Origin of the sequence: Cyanobium sp. Tous-M-B4, from assembly GCF_024345395.1 — a bacterium.
Taxonomy (GTDB): domain Bacteria; phylum Cyanobacteriota; class Cyanobacteriia; order PCC-6307; family Cyanobiaceae; genus Cyanobium_A.
Genome location: NZ_JAGQBA010000003.1, coordinates 33,765 through 49,244, shown reverse-complemented (window position 1 = coordinate 49,244; position 15,480 = coordinate 33,765). Strand labels below are relative to the sequence as shown.

The window sequence follows — 15,480 nt, the reverse complement described above, 5'->3', positions numbered from 1 at the left end:
CGAACTTCTGGCTTGGCTAAGCCAAGACTTAGCTAAGCCTTGAGTTGACTAAGCGGCGGAGCGCACAACCTGCCTCCTATGGCGCTCAGCCCGCCTGCTGCAGCTCGGGCTTTTCTTCGGGAAGGATGGCCCCCTGCACGGGACACACCTGCAGGCAGATGCCGCAATCGATGCAGGTGTCGAAGTCGATCCAATAAAAGTTTGTGCCCTTGCTGTTGGCGCCTTGGCCGGGGTTGATGCAAGCCACGGGGCAGGCATCGACGCAATCGGCTACGCCCTCGCAGACGTTGGTGACGATCGTGTGAGCCATCTTCGAATTTTAGGAATCGATCCAGAGGGTACGGCCGCAGCCGCGAGCCTGGCTGAGGGTTTCAGCTTCCGCCTGGTTGGCGCAGGCGCCGCTGAGCAGTTCAGCGCAGGTGCCCATCTGGTGCAGGGCCTCCAGCTGATCGAGGGCTGCGGCCAGGTGTTGGGGGTTGCCGTAGGCCACCAGTACCGGCGCAGGGCTCTCTATGGCCGGTGCCACCAGCTCCCGCACCGCTCCCACATCGAAGCCAAAGCCCACTCCCGCAGCCTCGCTTGGCTCTGGGCAAAAGCGACCCACCAGGGCGTCGTAACGACCGCCGCTGGCGATCTCCACCGGCACATCCTGTCCCTGGCAGACCAGCTTCATCACCAGGCCGTCATAGAGGGCGAAGTGTGGCTGGAAGCTCGGGTCGAGCTGTAGTTGCACCCCCAGGCGCTCGGCGGCCGGGGCCACCGCTGCCAGGGTCTCGCCCAGCTCCGTTAGCAGGGGTATGGGGCCGAGCCATTGCTCCAGTTGATACAGCACCTTGGCTGGCTCGCCGCGCAGGCGCATCAGGTTGCCCAGTCGCTGCCGATCAGAATCGGGGAGGGCCAGTTGGGCCAGCGCTAGGGGATCGAAGTTGGTGAGGGCGGCGCGGGCCGCTCCCTGCTGCTGGTCGGGCAGCTGGCGCAGCAGGGCGCTGAGCACCCCGTGGTGCCCCACCAGCAGCCGCGGCTGGTGATGGGCCTGCAGTCCAAGAGCTCCGGCGGCGGCAAGCAGCAGCCGCATCAGCTCCACATCGGCGGCGGCGGTTTGGGCCCCGAGCAGCTCCACGCCGCTCTGCAACTGTTCATGCAGCCGCTGGGAGCCGCCGTCAGCCGTGGAGCTGCGGAAGGTGCTGCCCATGGCCCAGAGCCGCAGGGGGCGGGGCCGCTCGGCCAGGCGGGTGCTGGCGGCGCGGGCGATTGAGGCGGTCAGTTCCGGTCGCAACCCCAGGGGCTCATCACTTGCCAGCCGCACCAGCTCACGGCCGTCGATGCCACCACCAGCCTCCAGGGTGTCGAGCCGCTCAAAGCTGGGCGGCGCCACCTCCTGATAGCCCCAGAGCCGATACACAGCTGCTAGTTGATCGGCGATGCGCCGGTTGCCCTCAACTTCACGGGGGTTGAGATCCCGAACGCCAGCGGCAGGTTGCAGGGCCATTGCGGCGTTGAAGGTGGGATGGGGTGGGCTGATCCTATGGATCGAATCAGGGGGAGTCGAGTTCGGGGGCGCCATAGCTGGCGCCGGCCAGGGGGCGGCAAGAGGCCAGGCCCTCTATCAGGGCTGGTTGCAGGGTCGCTCCAGAGGCCAGGATCCGCCCCGAATCGATCGCAAATGCCGAGCCGTCGTAGGCGCTCACCACTCCGCCGGCTTGCTCCACAAGCACCACTCCGGCGGCCAGATCCCAGGGCGATAGGCCCCGCTCCCAAATGCCATCGAGCTTGCCGGCGGCCACGAAGGCGAGATCCAGGGCCACCGAGCCGCCGCGGCGTACGCCCTGGCTGCGGTGGGTAAACCAGGCGAATTCGGCGTAGTTGTTGTCGAGTCGGCTGCAGCGGTCGTAGGCAAAGCCGGTCACCAGCAGGGCCTGCCCGAGGCTGGGGCAATTACTAACCGCCAACCTGCTGCCATTGCACCAAGAGCCCAGGCCGGGGGCGGCCCAGTAGAGCTGCTCCAGGCCCGGAGCAGCTAGGGCGCCGAGTAGGGGCTGGCCGCGCCAGCACAAGCCCACCGAGGTGCCAAACAGTGGGTAGCTGTGGGCGTAGTTGGTGGTGCCATCGAGGGGATCGACGCACCACTCCAGATCGCCGGGCCTGGGGCGGCGTCCGCTTTCCTCGGCCAGAACGCCAATCTGCGGTGTTTCGGCCTCGAGCAGCGCCAGCACCGCGGCTTCAGCGGCATGGTCTGCCTCGGTGACCAGATCGCCGGAGCGCCCCTTCTCACGCACCTGCTGCAGGCGGCCAAAGTGCTGGCGCAGTTGCTCGCCTCCGGCTTCCGCCGCCCGGCGCGCCACCGCCGTTAGCTGTTCGAGCTCGCCGCTGCTCAGGCCCGATTGCTCGTAGGCCGCGGTGCTGGTTGCTTTCATTCCTCTTCCAAGGGCATGGCGCTGCGCACCTTGCCGCGGCCAAAGTGCCGGCCAAACTGCAGTTCGTAGACCTCGTCCTCTTCCTGGGTCTCCACCTCCAAGGGGCCGGTGGCCCGGGCCACGCAAAGCAGTCCGTAGCCACGCCCGCGCAGCTCCCGCGAGAGCCCCAGGGACTCGCGCTGGTCGATTTCACCGCTGATCACGCGCACGGCGCAGGCGGTGCAGCAGCCGTTGCGGCAACTAAAAGGCAGGGGATCTCCTTGCTGCTCAAAGCTGCGCAGGATGTACTCCCCTTCGGGAACCTCGTGGCGAATCACCTGGCCGGTTTGGAGCCAGTGAACCGTGATCGGATGGGTGCGAGTCATGCTGCTACATTGCCATCTGGTTGCCCCATTTTGCCCCTGGAGAGGTGGCCGAGTGGTCGAAGGCGCAGCACTGGAAATGCTGTATAGGGGCAACTCTATCGAGGGTTCGAATCCCTCCCTCTCCGTTATAAAGCCGGCCTTGCGGCCGGCTTTTTCATGGACTCCAGAGATTGAATGAATCAATCCCTGATCTACTAAGTTTATTCATTAATAAGAAGCTATTTTTTGATTTAAATATCTAATTCAAACCCTTATCGTTGCTTGTCAGCCGAATCGGCCGCTCACGTAGTCCTGGGTGGCCTGCTGGCCGGGGGCATTGAAGATCCGTTCGGTGTCGTTGAACTCCACCAGGTAACCCACCTTGCCGGTGCCACCTTCCACGGCTTCGGCATTAAAGAAGGCCGTTTGATCAGCCACGCGCACGGCTTGCTGCATGTTGTGGGTCACGATGATGATTGTGTAGCTGCGCTTCAGCTCATGCATTGTTTCTTCGATCTTCAGTGTGGAGATCGGATCAAGTGCTGAGCAGGGCTCGTCCATCAAGATCACCTCCGGTTCGGTGGCGATGGCTCGGGCGATGCAGAGGCGTTGCTGCTGGCCGCCAGACAGGGCAAAACCGCTCTCCCGCAGTTTGTCCTTGCATTCATCCCACACCGCAGCCTTCCGCAGGGAGCGCTCCACCAGCTCATCCATATCGCCCTTGAAGCCGTTGATCCGGGCGCCGAAGGCGATGTTTTCGTAAATTGTTTTGGGGAAGGGATTGGGCTTCTGGAACACCATGCCAATGCGCCTGCGCACCTCCACTGGATCCACCTTGGGGTCGTAGAGATCGTGGCCGTCAAACACAACCCTGCCCTTGAGCTTGCAGCCTGGGATCAGATCGTTCATCCGATTGAGGCCGCGCAACACTGTCGACTTGCCGCACCCAGAAGGGCCAATAAAGGCTGTCACTCGGCCGCGAGGGATGTCCATGAAGACATTTTTCACCGCCTCAAACTTGCCGTAGGAGATGGTGACGTTCTGCAGGGACATGCAGGCGTCACCTTTGCTAGAGCCGGCGGTTTGGCTGGAGTGGAGGCTGCTGGTCATGGCTCTGAAAAGAATGGGAAAAGGGAAGGACTGGAGGTTTTGGCTTCAGACTTTGGCCATTCGGCTGATCCAGCGGGCCAGCAGGTTGGCGCCCAGGATCATCATCACCAGCACAAATGAAGCGGCCCAGGCAAGTTCGTTTTGGGCCTCATAGGGCATGATCGCGAAATTGAAGATCAGCACCGACATGGTGGCGATCGGATTAAACACCCCCTCAGGCCAGAAGGGTGAGAAAAGTGCCGTGAATATCAAGGGAGCCGTTTCGCCGGCGGCTCGGGCGATCGAAAGCACGATGCCAGTTGCTATCGGGGTGAAGGCCGATGGCAAGGTGATCCGCATTACGGTCACAAACTTCGAAGCACCAACTCCGTAGGCACCCCAGCGCAGCTCCTGGGGCACCAGCTTGAGACCCTCATCGGTGGTCTTAATCACTGTGGGCAGCATCAATACCGAAAGAGCGATGCCGCCAGCCATGGCGCTGTAGCTCTGGTCGAAAAATATCCGGGTGGCTACGACGATTCCGTAAACGAAAACGCCGCTGATGATCGATGGCACACCGGCTAAAACATCGGTGCCGAAGCTGACGAACTGGGCAAACCAGCCCCGACTGGAGTATTCGCTGAGGTAGATGCCCCCCCCCACTCCCACGGGGATGGCGATCAAGGAGGCAATCAGGGTCACCAAAATTGTGCCGAGGATGGCGTTGCCAATGCCGCCTCCCTCCAGGCCGGGAGGTGGTGGCAGTTGGGTAAACAAGCTGACGCTGATCAGGCGACCGCCTTGCATCAACACGTGGAATAGGACCAGCACCAGCGGCAGCACCGCTATGGCAGCAAATATGCCAGCAATGCTGGTAAACAGCAGATTGAGTCGATTGCGGCGCAAGCCTGGGTCGAAGTGCAACGGCCGCCGGTCAAACAGGGCGGTGTTGTCGTAGGTGATCGGAGAAGGGTTAGCCATGGTGGTGATCAGTAACGCAGGCTGAGACGACGGACGAGCCATTGGGCCGCCACATTCACCGCAAATGTGAGCAGCATCAGGATTAATGCGGCATACATCAGCGCCGATACCTGGATGCCATCGGCTTCGCCGAATTGGTTGGCGAGCATCGAGGCGATCGTGTTGCCTGGAGCAAGTAATGAAAGATCGAAGTTGAGGGCGTTGCCAATAATCATCGTGACCGCCATTGTTTCCCCCATCGCCCTACCCAGGGCGAGCATCACGCCGCCAATTATTGCCGAAACTGCGGCCGGCAAAATCACGCTGAAGATGGCCCCCCAGCGGGTTGTACCCACCCCGTAAGCCCCCTGGCGCAGCTCCAGCGGCACCTGGTTGAGGGCATCTCTTGAGATGGCGGTGATGATCGGCAGCACCATCACCACCAGGATCAAGATGGCTGGGGCCATGCCTGGTCCCTGGGGCACGGTGTTGAAGAAAGGAGTCCAACCCAAAAGGCTGTGGAGCAGGTTGAGGGCTGGGCGGATAGCCGGCTCCATCACAAAGATGGCCCAAAGCCCGAGCACCACCGAAGGGATGGCCGCAAGTAGTTCCACCATCAAGCCAATCGCCTCCCGCAGGGAGCTGGGGATCAGGTCTTCGGTGATGAAGATCGCCGTGCCCACACCCAAGGGAATGGCGATTGCTAGCGACAGGATCGAGGTCACCAACGTGCCGTAGATGGCAATGAAGGCCCCGTATTGCTCGTTGACGGGATCCCAGCTGGAGGTGGTGAGGAAGCTGAGCCCAAAGCTTGAAATCGCCTCCCGGGCCCCTTGAAACACCGTGAGGAAGATGCCCAGCAGCACAATTGCTACGGCTGAGGCAAGCACCAGTGTTAGCTGCCGAAAGCCGAGGTCGACCAGCTTTTCCGAGGGTGGGCGGCGACGCAGCGTGAAGGCGTCAGCATCCAGATTGCGATTGGGATTCACTGGGCCTGTGCCCGCTTGGCTGGAGTCCGTCAGCATGGGTAGGGATGGCTTTGCATCGGTCAGCGCTGAGCGGCCGATCCGATAGAAATCTACGAAGCGCTGCCCTTGCCGCCGTTTAAGCAGTGATTAACGTCTGGGAGCCCGTTAGTTTTGGGCTTCCACAGCGCGGGGCTGAGCCGCCGTTTTCATGGGTCGACGGGGTTCTAGGCGCATGCATCTAAGTAAAGGGGTGCCATGTCCCGGATAGTTGGCATCGACCTTGGCACCACAAATTCTGTGGTGGCGGTACTGGAGGGCGGCCGTCCCCAGGTGATCGCCAGCGCTGAGGGCGGCCGCACGACCCCTTCGGTGGTGGGCTTCAGCCGCGACCAAGAGTTGCTCGTCGGCCAGCTGGCCCGGCGTCAGCTCGTGCTCAATCCACGCAATACCTTCGCCAACCTCAAGCGTTTCGTTGGCCGTCAGTGGGACGAGCTCGAGGAAAGCAGTCTGTCGGTGCCCTACAGCGTGCGGGCCAACGACCAGGGCAATGTGCGGGTGGTGTGCCCAGCCACTGAACGCGAATACGCCCCTGAAGAGCTCGTTGCCAGCGTGCTGCGCAAGCTCTGTGATGACGCCGCCACCTACCTGGGCGAGCCCGTGGAAGCGGCGGTGATCACCGTGCCGGCCTACTTCAACGACGCCCAGCGCCAGGCCACCCGCGATGCCGGCCGCCTGGCCGGGATCAGCGTTGAGCGGATCCTCAATGAGCCCACCTCGGCAGCCCTGGCCTACGGCTTCGATCGCAGCACTGTCAAGCGGGTGCTGGTGTTTGACCTGGGCGGCGGCACCTTTGATGTATCCGTGCTGCGCATCGCCCAAGGGGTGTTCGATGTGAAGGCCACCAGCGGCGACACCCAGCTGGGCGGCAACGACTGGGACCGGCGCATTGTTGATTGGTTGGCCGATGCCTTCCTGGCGGAGCACAGCATTGATCTGCGCCGTGACCGCCAGGCCCTGCAGCGGCTCACCGAAGCAGCGGAGAAAGCCAAGATCGAGCTCAGCGGGGTGCAGAGCACGCCGATTTCTTTGCCTTTTATTGCCACTGGCCCCGACGGGCCGCTGCATATCGAAACCACCCTGGAGCGGCGGGTGTTTGAGGGCCTCTGCCCCGATCTGCTGGATCGGTTGCTGCGCCCCGTGCAGCGGGCCCTGCGGGATTCGGCCTTCGCGGCCGAAGACATCGACGACGTCGTGCTGGTGGGCGGCTGCACCCGCATGCCGATGGTGCAGCAGATGGTGCGCACCCTTATTCCGCTGGAGCCCTGCCAGTCGGTGAACCCCGATGAGGTGGTGGCGATTGGTGCTGCGGTGCAGGCCGGGATCCTCACCGGTGAGCTGCGCGATCTGATGCTCAACGACGTCACGCCCCTATCGCTTGGCCTGGAAACCATTGGCGGCGTGATGAAGGTGCTGATTCCTCGCAACACCTCGATCCCGGTGCGCAAGAGCGACTTGTTCAGCACTTCCGAGGCCAACCAAAGCTCGGTGGAGATCCACGTGCTGCAGGGGGAGCGGCAGATGGCCGCCGATAACAAGAGCCTGGGGCGTTTTCGTCTCTCTGGCATACCGCCGGCGCCTCGGGGTGTGCCCCAGGTGCAGGTCTCCTTCGACATCGATGCCAACGGCCTGCTGCAGGTGTCGGCTACCGACCGCACCACCGGTCGCCAGCAGAGCGTCAGCATCCAGGGGGGCTCCAACCTCAGCGAGGAGGAGATCACCAAGTTGATTGAGGAGGCCGATCTTAAGGCCAGCGAGGATCGGCGCAAGCGAGCCGAGATTGATCGCCGCAACCGCGCCCAAACCCTGGTGGCCCAGGCGGAGCGCCGGTTGCGCGACGCATTCCTTGAACTGGGCCCCTACGGCGCCGAGCGCCAGCAGCGCTCCGTGGAGATGGCCCTGCGCGATGTGCAAGATCTGCTGGCTGCCGACGACCTGGTGGAGCTTGAGCTGGCCGTGAGCCAGCTGCAGGAAGCTCTGTTTGGTCTCAACCGCCGCCTGCTGAGTGAACGCAAAGCAGAGCAGGGGCCGCTGCAGGGGCTCAAGAACACCCTGGGCTCACTCAAAGATGAGTTGTTTGCCGATGACGACTGGGATGACTGGAATCGCCCTGGCAGCGATCCCTGGGCTGCCCCCCCCAGTCGCTACGACCGGGATCCCTATCGCGAGCCCTACAGGGATCCCTATAAAGAGCCCTACCGGGATCCCTATCGCGAACCGGAACCGGTAGCCCGCGAGCGCCGGCCCCGCAGCGACTCAGATCCCTGGGGAGATGGTTCCTACCGGTGACCTCTAGCCCCGCCGCCTCAGCCGACTACTGGTCGGTGCTGGGCCTCGAGCCTGGCGCCGATGCCAGCAATCTCAAGCGGGCTTTCCGGGCCCAGGCCCGCCGCTGGCACCCCGATCTCAACGGCAACGACCCGCTGGCGGAGGAGCGCTTCAAGCTGGTCAACGAGGCCTATGCGGTGCTCTCAGATCCGCGCCGCCGCCAGGCCTGGGAGGCCGGTGTACCCGCTGACGGCCAGGGCCGGGAGTCCCAGGATCCCTTTGCTTCCGGTTTCCCGGACTTTGAGGCATACCTCGAGGTGCTTTTCGGTGAGCGCCGCCGACCCCGCCGGGCTGCCGAACCCGAGTGGCAGGAACCCGAGCCCGAGCCTCCCGCGGAAACCCCCCGGCAGGCTTCTGGATCGGTAACTGCTGCACCGCCGCCGCCGCCACCGGTGCGGGCCTCCAGCGACCAGGAGAGCCTGGTGGACCTCACGCCGGAGCAGGCGTTGCAGGGGGAGCGGCTGGAGCTGGAGCTGGCTGACGGCACGGCGGTGGAGGTGTGGACCCCTCCTTTTGCCGGCGATGGCTGGCGACTGCGGCTGGCGGGGGTGACCCCTGGCGGCGGAGACCACTTCCTGCAGTTGCGGGTGCGCACCGAGGAAGGACTGCGCATCGACGGCCTGCGGGTGCTCTACCCCCTCGAACTGACCCCAGCGGAAGCGGCCCTGGGTTGCCAGGTGGTGGTGCCCACCTTGCGAGGACCGGTGAAGTTGCGGGTGCCGGCCGGCTCCTCCAGCGGCCGCCTGCTGCGCCTGCGGGGGCGGGGCCAGGAGTGGGCTGAGCAGCGCGGCGACCAGCTGGTGGAGGTGCGGATCCTGGTGCCGGAGCAGCTGGGTGAGGCGGAGGCAGCCCTCTACAAGCGGCTGCAGGAGCTCGCCGACGATCCCGACGACCAGCACCGGTGACACACTGGAGGGCCATTGCCCCATGCCGCGATCCATGCCGGTGCATGTGCTGCTCTTTGATGCTGGAACCGATCAGGAAGGCATCCATTCGTTGGAGCTAAACGGCCGCACGGTGGTGCTGCTGTTTGAAGACAGCGACGATGCGGAGCGCTACGCCGGTCTGCTCGAAGCCCAGGACTTCCCCGTGCCCACCGTGGAGCCGCTCGACCGCGAGGAGATGGAGCTTTTCTGCGGCGAGGCCGGCTATGAGGCTCGCTTTGTGCCGGCGGGCTTCCTGCCCCAGAGCGCTGAAGACCGGCTGCTGATTGCGCCGCCTGAGCGCAACATGGACGTAACCAACTGGCAGGAGCAGCGGGAGCAGGCAAGCGAGAGCAGCGGTGACCCCAGCCTCGAAGCCTTCCGCCGTCAACTGGAGGGCTTGCTGTGACCATCCCTTCTGTGAGTTTCTCTCCCGTAAGCGGCACTGATCGCGGCCACCTGCTCACCGAGCAGGCCAATCCCCTCAGCGAGCGGCTCGACCAGCTGCCCACCGACGAGCTGGTGGGCCTTTTTTGTGCCAACGAACGGGAGCCCCAGCGGGCCCTAGAAGCGGCGGCCCCGGCCCTGGCTGCCGCCGTTGATGCCATCGCTGCCCGTTTGCAGGCCGGCGGGCGACTTTTTTACCTAGGGGCGGGCACCTCCGGCCGGCTCGGTGTGCTCGACGCCGCCGAGTGTCCGCCAACTTTCTGCACGGCGCCTGAGCTGGTGCAGGGCGTGCTTGCTGGCGGCGCCCCAGCCCTGCTGCGCAGCTCCGAGGGCCTGGAGGATCTGGCAGCTGCTGGCCGCAGTGACCTGGAGGAGCGCGGCTTTGGCCCGGCCGATTGTTTGGTGGGCATTGCTGCTGGCGGCACCACTCCCTACGTGCTCGGGGCCCTGGAGCACGCCCAGGCGATCGGAGCCCTGGCAATCGCCATGGCCTGCGTGCCAGCCGAGCAGGTGCCGATGCCCTGCTCCATCGATATTCGCCTGCTCACGGGCCCTGAACTGCTGGCGGGCTCCACCCGGCTCAAGGCCGGCACCGCCACCAAGATGGCCCTGAATTTGCTCTCCACCGGCGTGATGGTGCGCCTGGGCAAGGTGCACGGCAACCGCATGGTGGATGTGGCCGTCACCAACAGCAAGCTGGAGGATCGGGCCCTGCGCATCCTGCGCGATCTGGCTGGGCTGGAGCGGCAGCGCGGCCGGGAACTGCTGCAGCAGAGCGGCGGCTCGGTGAAGCTGGCCTTGCTGATCGCGGCCACTGGGCTGGATGCGGCCTCAGCCGCCGCCCACCTGGCCAACCATGGACCCAGCCTGCGCCAGGCGCTGGCGGCCTGCGGCGCTCAGCTGAACGGGCCCCAGTAGGGAGCCGTAAACAGGTCGAGCTTGCGGCGGGTGGCGGCAGGCACGTGCTCCTTGGGAGTCATCAGGGCATGGCGCAGGGCCTGGTGGGCGCTGCTGGTGGGTCGCTGGGCCTCAACCCGCTGGGCCGCTAGCCGCACGATCTGCTGGGCCAGGCTGGCGTTGGCGTGCAGGTTGGCGATCACCATTTCCACTGTCACCGAGGCGTGTTCCTGGTGCCAGCAGTCGTAGTCGGTCACCATTGCCAAGGTGGCGTAGGCGATCTCCGCTTCCCGGGCCAGCCGCGCTTCGGTGTGATTGGTCATGCCGATCACTTCGCAGTCCCAGGAGCGGTAGAGCTTCGATTCGGCCCGGGTGGAGAAGGCCGGCCCCTCCATGCAGAGGTAGGTGCCGCCGCGGTGCAGCTTGCGGCCTTCGGGCATCAGACTTTCGGCCACATCGGCCAGCAGGCGGCTGAGCACCGGGCAGAAGGGCTCGGCAAAAGCCACATGGGCCACCAGCCCCTCCCCAAACAGCGTCAGCGGCCGCTGCTGGGTGCGATCGATGAATTGATCCGGCACCAGCATGTCGAGGGGCCGAACCTGCTCCTGCAGGGAGCCCACCGCCGATAGGGACAGGATCCAGCGCACGCCGAGGGAGCGCAGGGCCCAGAGGTTGGCCTGGTAGGGCACCTCGGTGGGGGTGTGGCTGTGGTGGCGGCCGTGACGGGCCAGGAACACCACCTCCAGGTCGCCTATACGGCCGAGGCGTAGGGCATCAGAGGGGGCTCCGTAGGGCGTTTCGAGCGTGAGCTCTTGAATGTCTTCGAGGCCCTCCATGGCGTAGAGACCACTGCCCCCCAGGACCCCCAGGCGGGCGCGGCTGAGATCGATGCCGTTAGGGGAGTTGGGGGTGGGGCTGCTCATCGGCGGCGGGGTCTGGCGACGGGGCGTTGAAAGGGTTTATCCGGCTAGAGCTTGCCCCATTCTCAGCACGGCGTTTCAGCCGGTTGGCCCGTGCCACCCCATAAAGTCGGCCTTTATCCCCTGCCGCCGTGACCAAAGCCTTGATGGAGACCGACGCCGGCACCATCGAACTCGAACTGTTCGAGGCCGATGCACCTAACACCGTGGCCAACTTCACCAAGCTCGCCAAGGAGGGCTTCTACGACGGCCTGGCCTTCCACCGCGTGATTCCCGGCTTCATGGCCCAGGGCGGTTGCCCCAATAGCCGTGAAGGCGCCCGTGGCACCGCCGGCACCGGCGGCCCTGGCTACCAGATCGACTGCGAGATCAATAGCCAGAAGCATCAGGCGGGCACCCTGGCCATGGCCCATGCCGGCAAGAACACTGGCGGCTCGCAGTTTTATATCTGCCACGGAGCCCAGCCCCACCTTGACGGTGTGCACACCGTGTTTGGCCACACCGGCAACATGAATGTGGTCACGGCCCTCAAGAACGGCAGCCGAATCACCAAAGTGACAATCCAGGACTGAAAGCTGACAATCCAGGACTGATAGCGACAATTCAGGATTGGCTCAGCGCCAGACCAGAAAGGCACCGGGCTGAACTATCAGGTCGGTGCCCAAATCTTTAAGGGGCCGCTGTTCCGACTCCAGATCCGCACTGGGATGACTGCTGCGTTGGCCATCAGGGGCTAGTAGCAGGCTTAGTCGTTCGGATTTGGGCCAGCCGCCCATCAGCACCAGCGCCGCAGCAACGGCCCCCACACCGCTGCCGGCATGGTCGAGTCCGCTAAGTAGCACCGCCAGCTGGGGCTGGTCGAGAAGGGCCAGCAGCCTTGGATGCTCCTCGCGCTCCACCTGCAGCCCCTGCTCCAAGGCCCAAAGCTGCAGCTGCTCCAGCTGCTCCTGCTGACCGCTGGCCGCAACCTGGCCGTGCCAGGCCAGCACTGCCGTGGGTCCGCCGATCGGGCAGGAGGGACCATCACCCATCAGATGGCCAAGTTTGATGCGCTTGGTTTGCAAGTAGGCGGCGTTGTGGCTGCCGGCATCCATCACCAGCGGCACCCGGTCTTCGACCTGCAGGCCATAACCACCGAGGCCAGCGATCTTGCGCGGGTTGTTGGTGATCAGGCGCAGGCGCTGGATGCCCAGGTCGCTGAGGATTTGAGCCCCCACTCCGTAGTTGCGCAGGTCGGCAGCAAAGCCAAGGCGTTCATTCGCTTCCACTGTGTCGAGGCCGGTGTCCTGCAGGGAGTAGGCCTTGAGCTTGTTGATCAGGCCAATGCCGCGGCCCTCCTGGCGCAGATACACCACCACCCCAACGCCAGCCGCTTCGATCATGCGCAGGGCAGCCTCCAGCTGGGGCCGGCAGTCGCAGCGCAGCGAACCAAAGGCATCACCGGTGAGGCACTCGCTGTGCACCCGCACCAGCACTGGCTCTTTAGCCAGCTGCGGTTGGCCCTTGATGATGGCAACGTGCTCGCTGCCATCGAGTTCGTTGCGGTAGCCGATGGCGCGGAAGTCGCCGAAGGCGCTGGGCATGGCCGCTTCCGCCTGGCGCTGCACGAAGCGCTCGGTATCGAGGCGGTAGCTGATCAGTTCGGCAATGCTGATCAGGCGTAATCCGTGGCGTTTGGCGTAGGCAGCCAGCTGGGGTAGCCGGGCCATGGAGCCGTCGCTGTTTTGAATTTCGCAGATCACCCCAGCGGGATAGAGGCCCGAAAGCCTGGCGAGATCAACGGCGGCCTCGGTGTGTCCAGCGCGCTTCAGTACGCCGCCTTGCTTGGCCCGCAGCGGAAAAATGTGGCCTGGCCGGCGCAGGTCGGCCGGACGGGTGTGGGGGTGGATCGCCACCTGGATGGTGCGGGCGCGATCATCGGCGGAAATTCCAGTGCTGACGCCGTTTTCTGGGCCCGCATCGACGCTCACCGTGAAGGCCGTCTGGTTGCTGTCGGTGTTGCGATCCACCATCAGCGGCAGATCAAGGGCATCGAGCCGTTCACCCTCCATGGCCAGGCAGATCAGGCCCCGGGCTTCGGTGGCCATGAAATTGATCTGCTCGGGCGTTGCAAACTGCGCGGCGCAGATCAGATCGCCTTCATTTTCCCGATTTTCATCGTCTACCACCACGATTGATTCGCCGTTGCGGATCGCGGCGAGACCATCGGCAACTGAGTCAAAAGCGATTCGCTCTTCCCCGTTCAAAGAGACCTCCGGGCTGGAACCGGATGGCAAGGGTGAGAAACTCGAGTCGCGCAGGAGGGTCAACGGAGTGCGGGCGGGGACTAGGCCCTGGCGCAATCATCCTTTATAAAGCCCCTTCGTCCTGCCCCCGGGCCTTGCCATGGCCAACAAGCGTGTTGCGGTGATCGGGGCCAGTGGCTACGGCGGCCTGCAGACCCTGCGCCTGCTCCACCAGCACCCTGCCCTGGATGTCAGCTTCTTGGGCGGCGAGCGCAGCAGCGGCAAGCGCTGGAGTGAGCTGGTGCCCTTTTTGCCCCTGGCCGGCGACCCGGTGGTGCAAACCCCAGATCCCGATGCCATAGCCGCGGCGGCTGATTTCGCGGTGCTCAGCCTGCCCAATGGCCTGGCGGCACAGCTGGTGCCGCCCCTGCTGCAGCGGGGTGTGCGGGTGGTTGATCTTTCCGCCGACTACCGCTTCAGCAGCCTGGGCCGCTGGCAGGAGGTGTATGCCAGCGAGGCCCGGGAGGTGGCCCGCAGCGATGACGACCTCTGCGCTGAGGCCGTCTATGGCTTGCCCGAATGGGAGGCGGAGGCAATTCGCACCGCCCGCTTAATAGCGGCTCCTGGCTGTTTCCCCACGGCCTCACTGCTGGGGCTGCTGCCGTTCTTGAAGCAAGGTCTGATCGACACCACCGGCATCGTCATCGACGCCAAAACCGGCACCTCCGGTGGTGGTCGGGCTGCCAAGGAGCACCTGCTGCTGGCGGAGTGCTCCGAGGCGGTTGCTCCCTACGGGGTGGTGGGCCACCGCCACACCAGTGAGATTGAGCAGCTGGCTAGCCGGGTGGCGGGCCATGAGATCCAGCTGCAGTTCACCCCGCACCTGATGCCGATGGTGCGGGGCCTGCTGGCCACCGTCTACTGCCGTCTGCGCGACCCAGGCCTGACCGCTGAAGACTGCGCCACCCTGCTGGCCTCGGCCTACCGCCAGGCCCCCTGCATTGAGGTGCTGCCGGTGGGCACCTATCCCTCCACCAAATGGGTGCGCCAGACAAACCGGGCCCTGCTCTCGGTGCAGGTGGATCGTCGCACCGGCCAGCTGATCGTGATGGCTGCTATCGACAACCTGGTCAAGGGCCAGGCGGGTCAGGGAGTGCAATGTCTCAACCTGATGGCCGGGCTTGAGCCCACCGCCGGCCTGCCGTTGCTGCCCTTTTATCCCTGAGCTGCGAGCTGCTGGGCGGTGAGGTGCTGGGAGGTGAGGGCTACCGCCAGGGGCAGGATGCGGTGCTCCTGGCGCTGGATGCGGGCGCTGAGGCTGGCGTGGTCGTCCGTTGCTAACACCGGCACCGCCGCCTGCACCAGGATGCGCCCTGCATCAACCTCCTCGCACACCAGGTGGGCAGTGCAGCCGGCCAGGGTGACTCCCGCCGCCAGGGCCTGACCCACCGCATCAAGGCCGCGGAAGCTGGGCAGCAGCGAGGGATGAATATTGATCAGACGCTCGGGGAAGGCGCCGATCAAGGTGCTTGTGACGACGCGCATCCAGCCCGCCATCACCACCACATCAACGCCAGCTGCCTGAAAAGCCGCCACCAGGGCCTGGTCGAGGGCTGCGCGGCTGGCCACGCTGCGGTGGTCATGCACTTGGCAAGGTATGGCGAGGCGCTCGGCCCGTTGCTGGGCACCGCAGCCGGGGTTGTTGACCACCAGCAGGGCCACCTCTGCCTGGAGCCGGCCGTAAGTGCAGGCTTGCACCAGGGCTTCAAAGTTGCTGCCGGCTCCCGAAGCCATCACCCCCAGCCGCAGGATTGGCTGGGCGCTGGCCCAATCCGGTGGCAATTCCGGTGGCAATGGCCACTGGACGCATGTCTGTTGATCGCTAGGGTCTGAAAAAGCGGGCATTGT

Annotated in this window: 16 protein-coding genes and 1 tRNA gene; 7 read left to right on the top strand and 10 right to left on the bottom strand. The window is 64.7% G+C overall.

The window, feature by feature from the left end:
- Positions 1 to 85: 85 nt before the first annotated feature.
- From KBY73_RS06535 to KBY73_RS06520, 4 genes are read right to left on the bottom strand one after another with little or no spacing between them, the layout of a single operon-like run.
- The gene (locus KBY73_RS06535; RefSeq protein WP_106501642.1) at positions 86 to 310 is read right to left on the bottom strand and encodes a ferredoxin family protein; all 225 of its coding nucleotides are present in this window, start codon (positions 308 to 310) and stop codon (positions 86 to 88) included.
- A 9-nt stretch (positions 311 to 319) separates the two neighbouring features.
- Positions 320 to 1,564: an ATP phosphoribosyltransferase regulatory subunit gene (locus tag KBY73_RS06530; protein WP_315858407.1), complete on the bottom strand. Its 1,245-nt coding sequence runs from the start codon at positions 1,562 to 1,564 to the stop codon at positions 320 to 322.
- Entirely contained in the window at positions 1,536 to 2,414 is an 879-nt protein-coding gene (locus KBY73_RS06525) for an inositol monophosphatase family protein (RefSeq protein WP_254936298.1), read from the bottom strand. Before KBY73_RS06525 ends, KBY73_RS06530 begins: the two co-directional genes overlap by 29 nt.
- Positions 2,411 to 2,779: a 2Fe-2S iron-sulfur cluster-binding protein gene (locus tag KBY73_RS06520; protein WP_254936297.1), complete on the bottom strand. Its 369-nt coding sequence runs from the start codon at positions 2,777 to 2,779 to the stop codon at positions 2,411 to 2,413. Before KBY73_RS06520 ends, KBY73_RS06525 begins: the two co-directional genes overlap by 4 nt.
- Positions 2,780 to 2,817: 38 nt before the next feature.
- On the opposite strand from KBY73_RS06520, the gene KBY73_RS06515 reads away from it, so the two are divergent.
- Positions 2,818 to 2,904: transfer RNA gene (locus KBY73_RS06515), tRNA-Ser, on the top strand.
- Positions 2,905 to 3,043: 139 nt separating this feature from the next.
- Here the strand turns inward: KBY73_RS06515 and pstB are convergent.
- The 3 genes from pstB to pstC are packed head-to-tail and all read right to left on the bottom strand — an operon-like array spanning position 3,044 to position 5,832.
- The gene (pstB, locus tag KBY73_RS06510; protein WP_254936296.1) at positions 3,044 to 3,868 is read right to left on the bottom strand and encodes a phosphate ABC transporter ATP-binding protein PstB; all 825 of its coding nucleotides are present in this window, start codon (positions 3,866 to 3,868) and stop codon (positions 3,044 to 3,046) included.
- Between the two features lie 45 nt (positions 3,869 to 3,913).
- Positions 3,914 to 4,828: a phosphate ABC transporter permease PstA gene (pstA, locus tag KBY73_RS06505; RefSeq protein ID WP_254936295.1), complete on the bottom strand. Its 915-nt coding sequence runs from the start codon at positions 4,826 to 4,828 to the stop codon at positions 3,914 to 3,916.
- 8 nt (positions 4,829 to 4,836) lie between these two features.
- Positions 4,837 to 5,832, bottom strand: coding sequence for a phosphate ABC transporter permease subunit PstC (pstC, locus tag KBY73_RS06500; protein WP_254936294.1), 996 nt, complete (start codon positions 5,830 to 5,832; stop codon positions 4,837 to 4,839).
- A gap of 198 nt (positions 5,833 to 6,030) precedes the next feature.
- On the opposite strand from pstC, the gene dnaK reads away from it, so the two are divergent.
- Genes dnaK through murQ form a run of 4 tightly spaced genes read left to right on the top strand, consistent with a single transcriptional unit; the run spans position 6,031 to position 10,448 of the window.
- Positions 6,031 to 8,121, top strand: coding sequence for a molecular chaperone DnaK (dnaK, locus tag KBY73_RS06495; protein WP_254936293.1), 2,091 nt, complete (start codon positions 6,031 to 6,033; stop codon positions 8,119 to 8,121).
- Positions 8,118 to 9,065: a DnaJ domain-containing protein gene (locus tag KBY73_RS06490; RefSeq protein ID WP_254936292.1), complete on the top strand. Its 948-nt coding sequence runs from the start codon at positions 8,118 to 8,120 to the stop codon at positions 9,063 to 9,065. The genes dnaK and KBY73_RS06490 overlap by 4 nt, the downstream gene beginning before the upstream one ends.
- Positions 9,066 to 9,099: 34 nt before the next feature.
- The gene (locus tag KBY73_RS06485) at positions 9,100 to 9,492 is read left to right on the top strand and encodes a DUF3110 domain-containing protein (RefSeq protein ID WP_254936640.1); all 393 of its coding nucleotides are present in this window, start codon (positions 9,100 to 9,102) and stop codon (positions 9,490 to 9,492) included.
- A 2-nt stretch (positions 9,493 to 9,494) separates the two neighbouring features.
- Positions 9,495 to 10,448: an N-acetylmuramic acid 6-phosphate etherase gene (gene murQ / locus KBY73_RS06480; RefSeq protein WP_254936639.1), complete on the top strand. Its 954-nt coding sequence runs from the start codon at positions 9,495 to 9,497 to the stop codon at positions 10,446 to 10,448.
- Here the strand turns inward: murQ and mtnP are convergent.
- Positions 10,427 to 11,350, bottom strand: a complete 924-nt coding sequence (gene mtnP, locus KBY73_RS06475) for an S-methyl-5'-thioadenosine phosphorylase (RefSeq protein WP_254936291.1) — start codon at positions 11,348 to 11,350, stop codon at positions 10,427 to 10,429. The two genes, murQ and mtnP, sit on opposite strands and share 22 nt — an antisense overlap.
- Positions 11,351 to 11,478: 128 nt before the next feature.
- Here mtnP and KBY73_RS06470 point away from each other — a divergent pair, with 128 nt between their 5' ends.
- Positions 11,479 to 11,919 carry a peptidylprolyl isomerase gene (locus tag KBY73_RS06470; protein ID WP_254936290.1) on the top strand — a complete coding sequence of 147 codons (441 nt, stop codon included), beginning with the start codon at positions 11,479 to 11,481 and terminating at the stop codon, positions 11,917 to 11,919.
- A 42-nt stretch (positions 11,920 to 11,961) separates the two neighbouring features.
- On the opposite strand, the gene ribBA is transcribed toward KBY73_RS06470, so the two are convergent.
- Positions 11,962 to 13,575, bottom strand: coding sequence for a bifunctional 3,4-dihydroxy-2-butanone-4-phosphate synthase/GTP cyclohydrolase II (gene ribBA, locus KBY73_RS06465; protein ID WP_254936638.1), 1,614 nt, complete (start codon positions 13,573 to 13,575; stop codon positions 11,962 to 11,964).
- Between the two features lie 157 nt (positions 13,576 to 13,732).
- On the opposite strand from ribBA, the gene argC reads away from it, so the two are divergent.
- Positions 13,733 to 14,797 carry an N-acetyl-gamma-glutamyl-phosphate reductase gene (gene argC, locus KBY73_RS06460; protein WP_254936289.1) on the top strand — a complete coding sequence of 355 codons (1,065 nt, stop codon included), beginning with the start codon at positions 13,733 to 13,735 and terminating at the stop codon, positions 14,795 to 14,797.
- Here argC and purN read toward each other — a convergent pair.
- Positions 14,788 to 15,477, bottom strand: a complete 690-nt coding sequence (gene purN, locus KBY73_RS06455) for a phosphoribosylglycinamide formyltransferase (protein WP_254936288.1) — start codon at positions 15,475 to 15,477, stop codon at positions 14,788 to 14,790. The two genes, argC and purN, sit on opposite strands and share 10 nt — an antisense overlap.
- Positions 15,478 to 15,480: the final 3 nt, after the last annotated feature.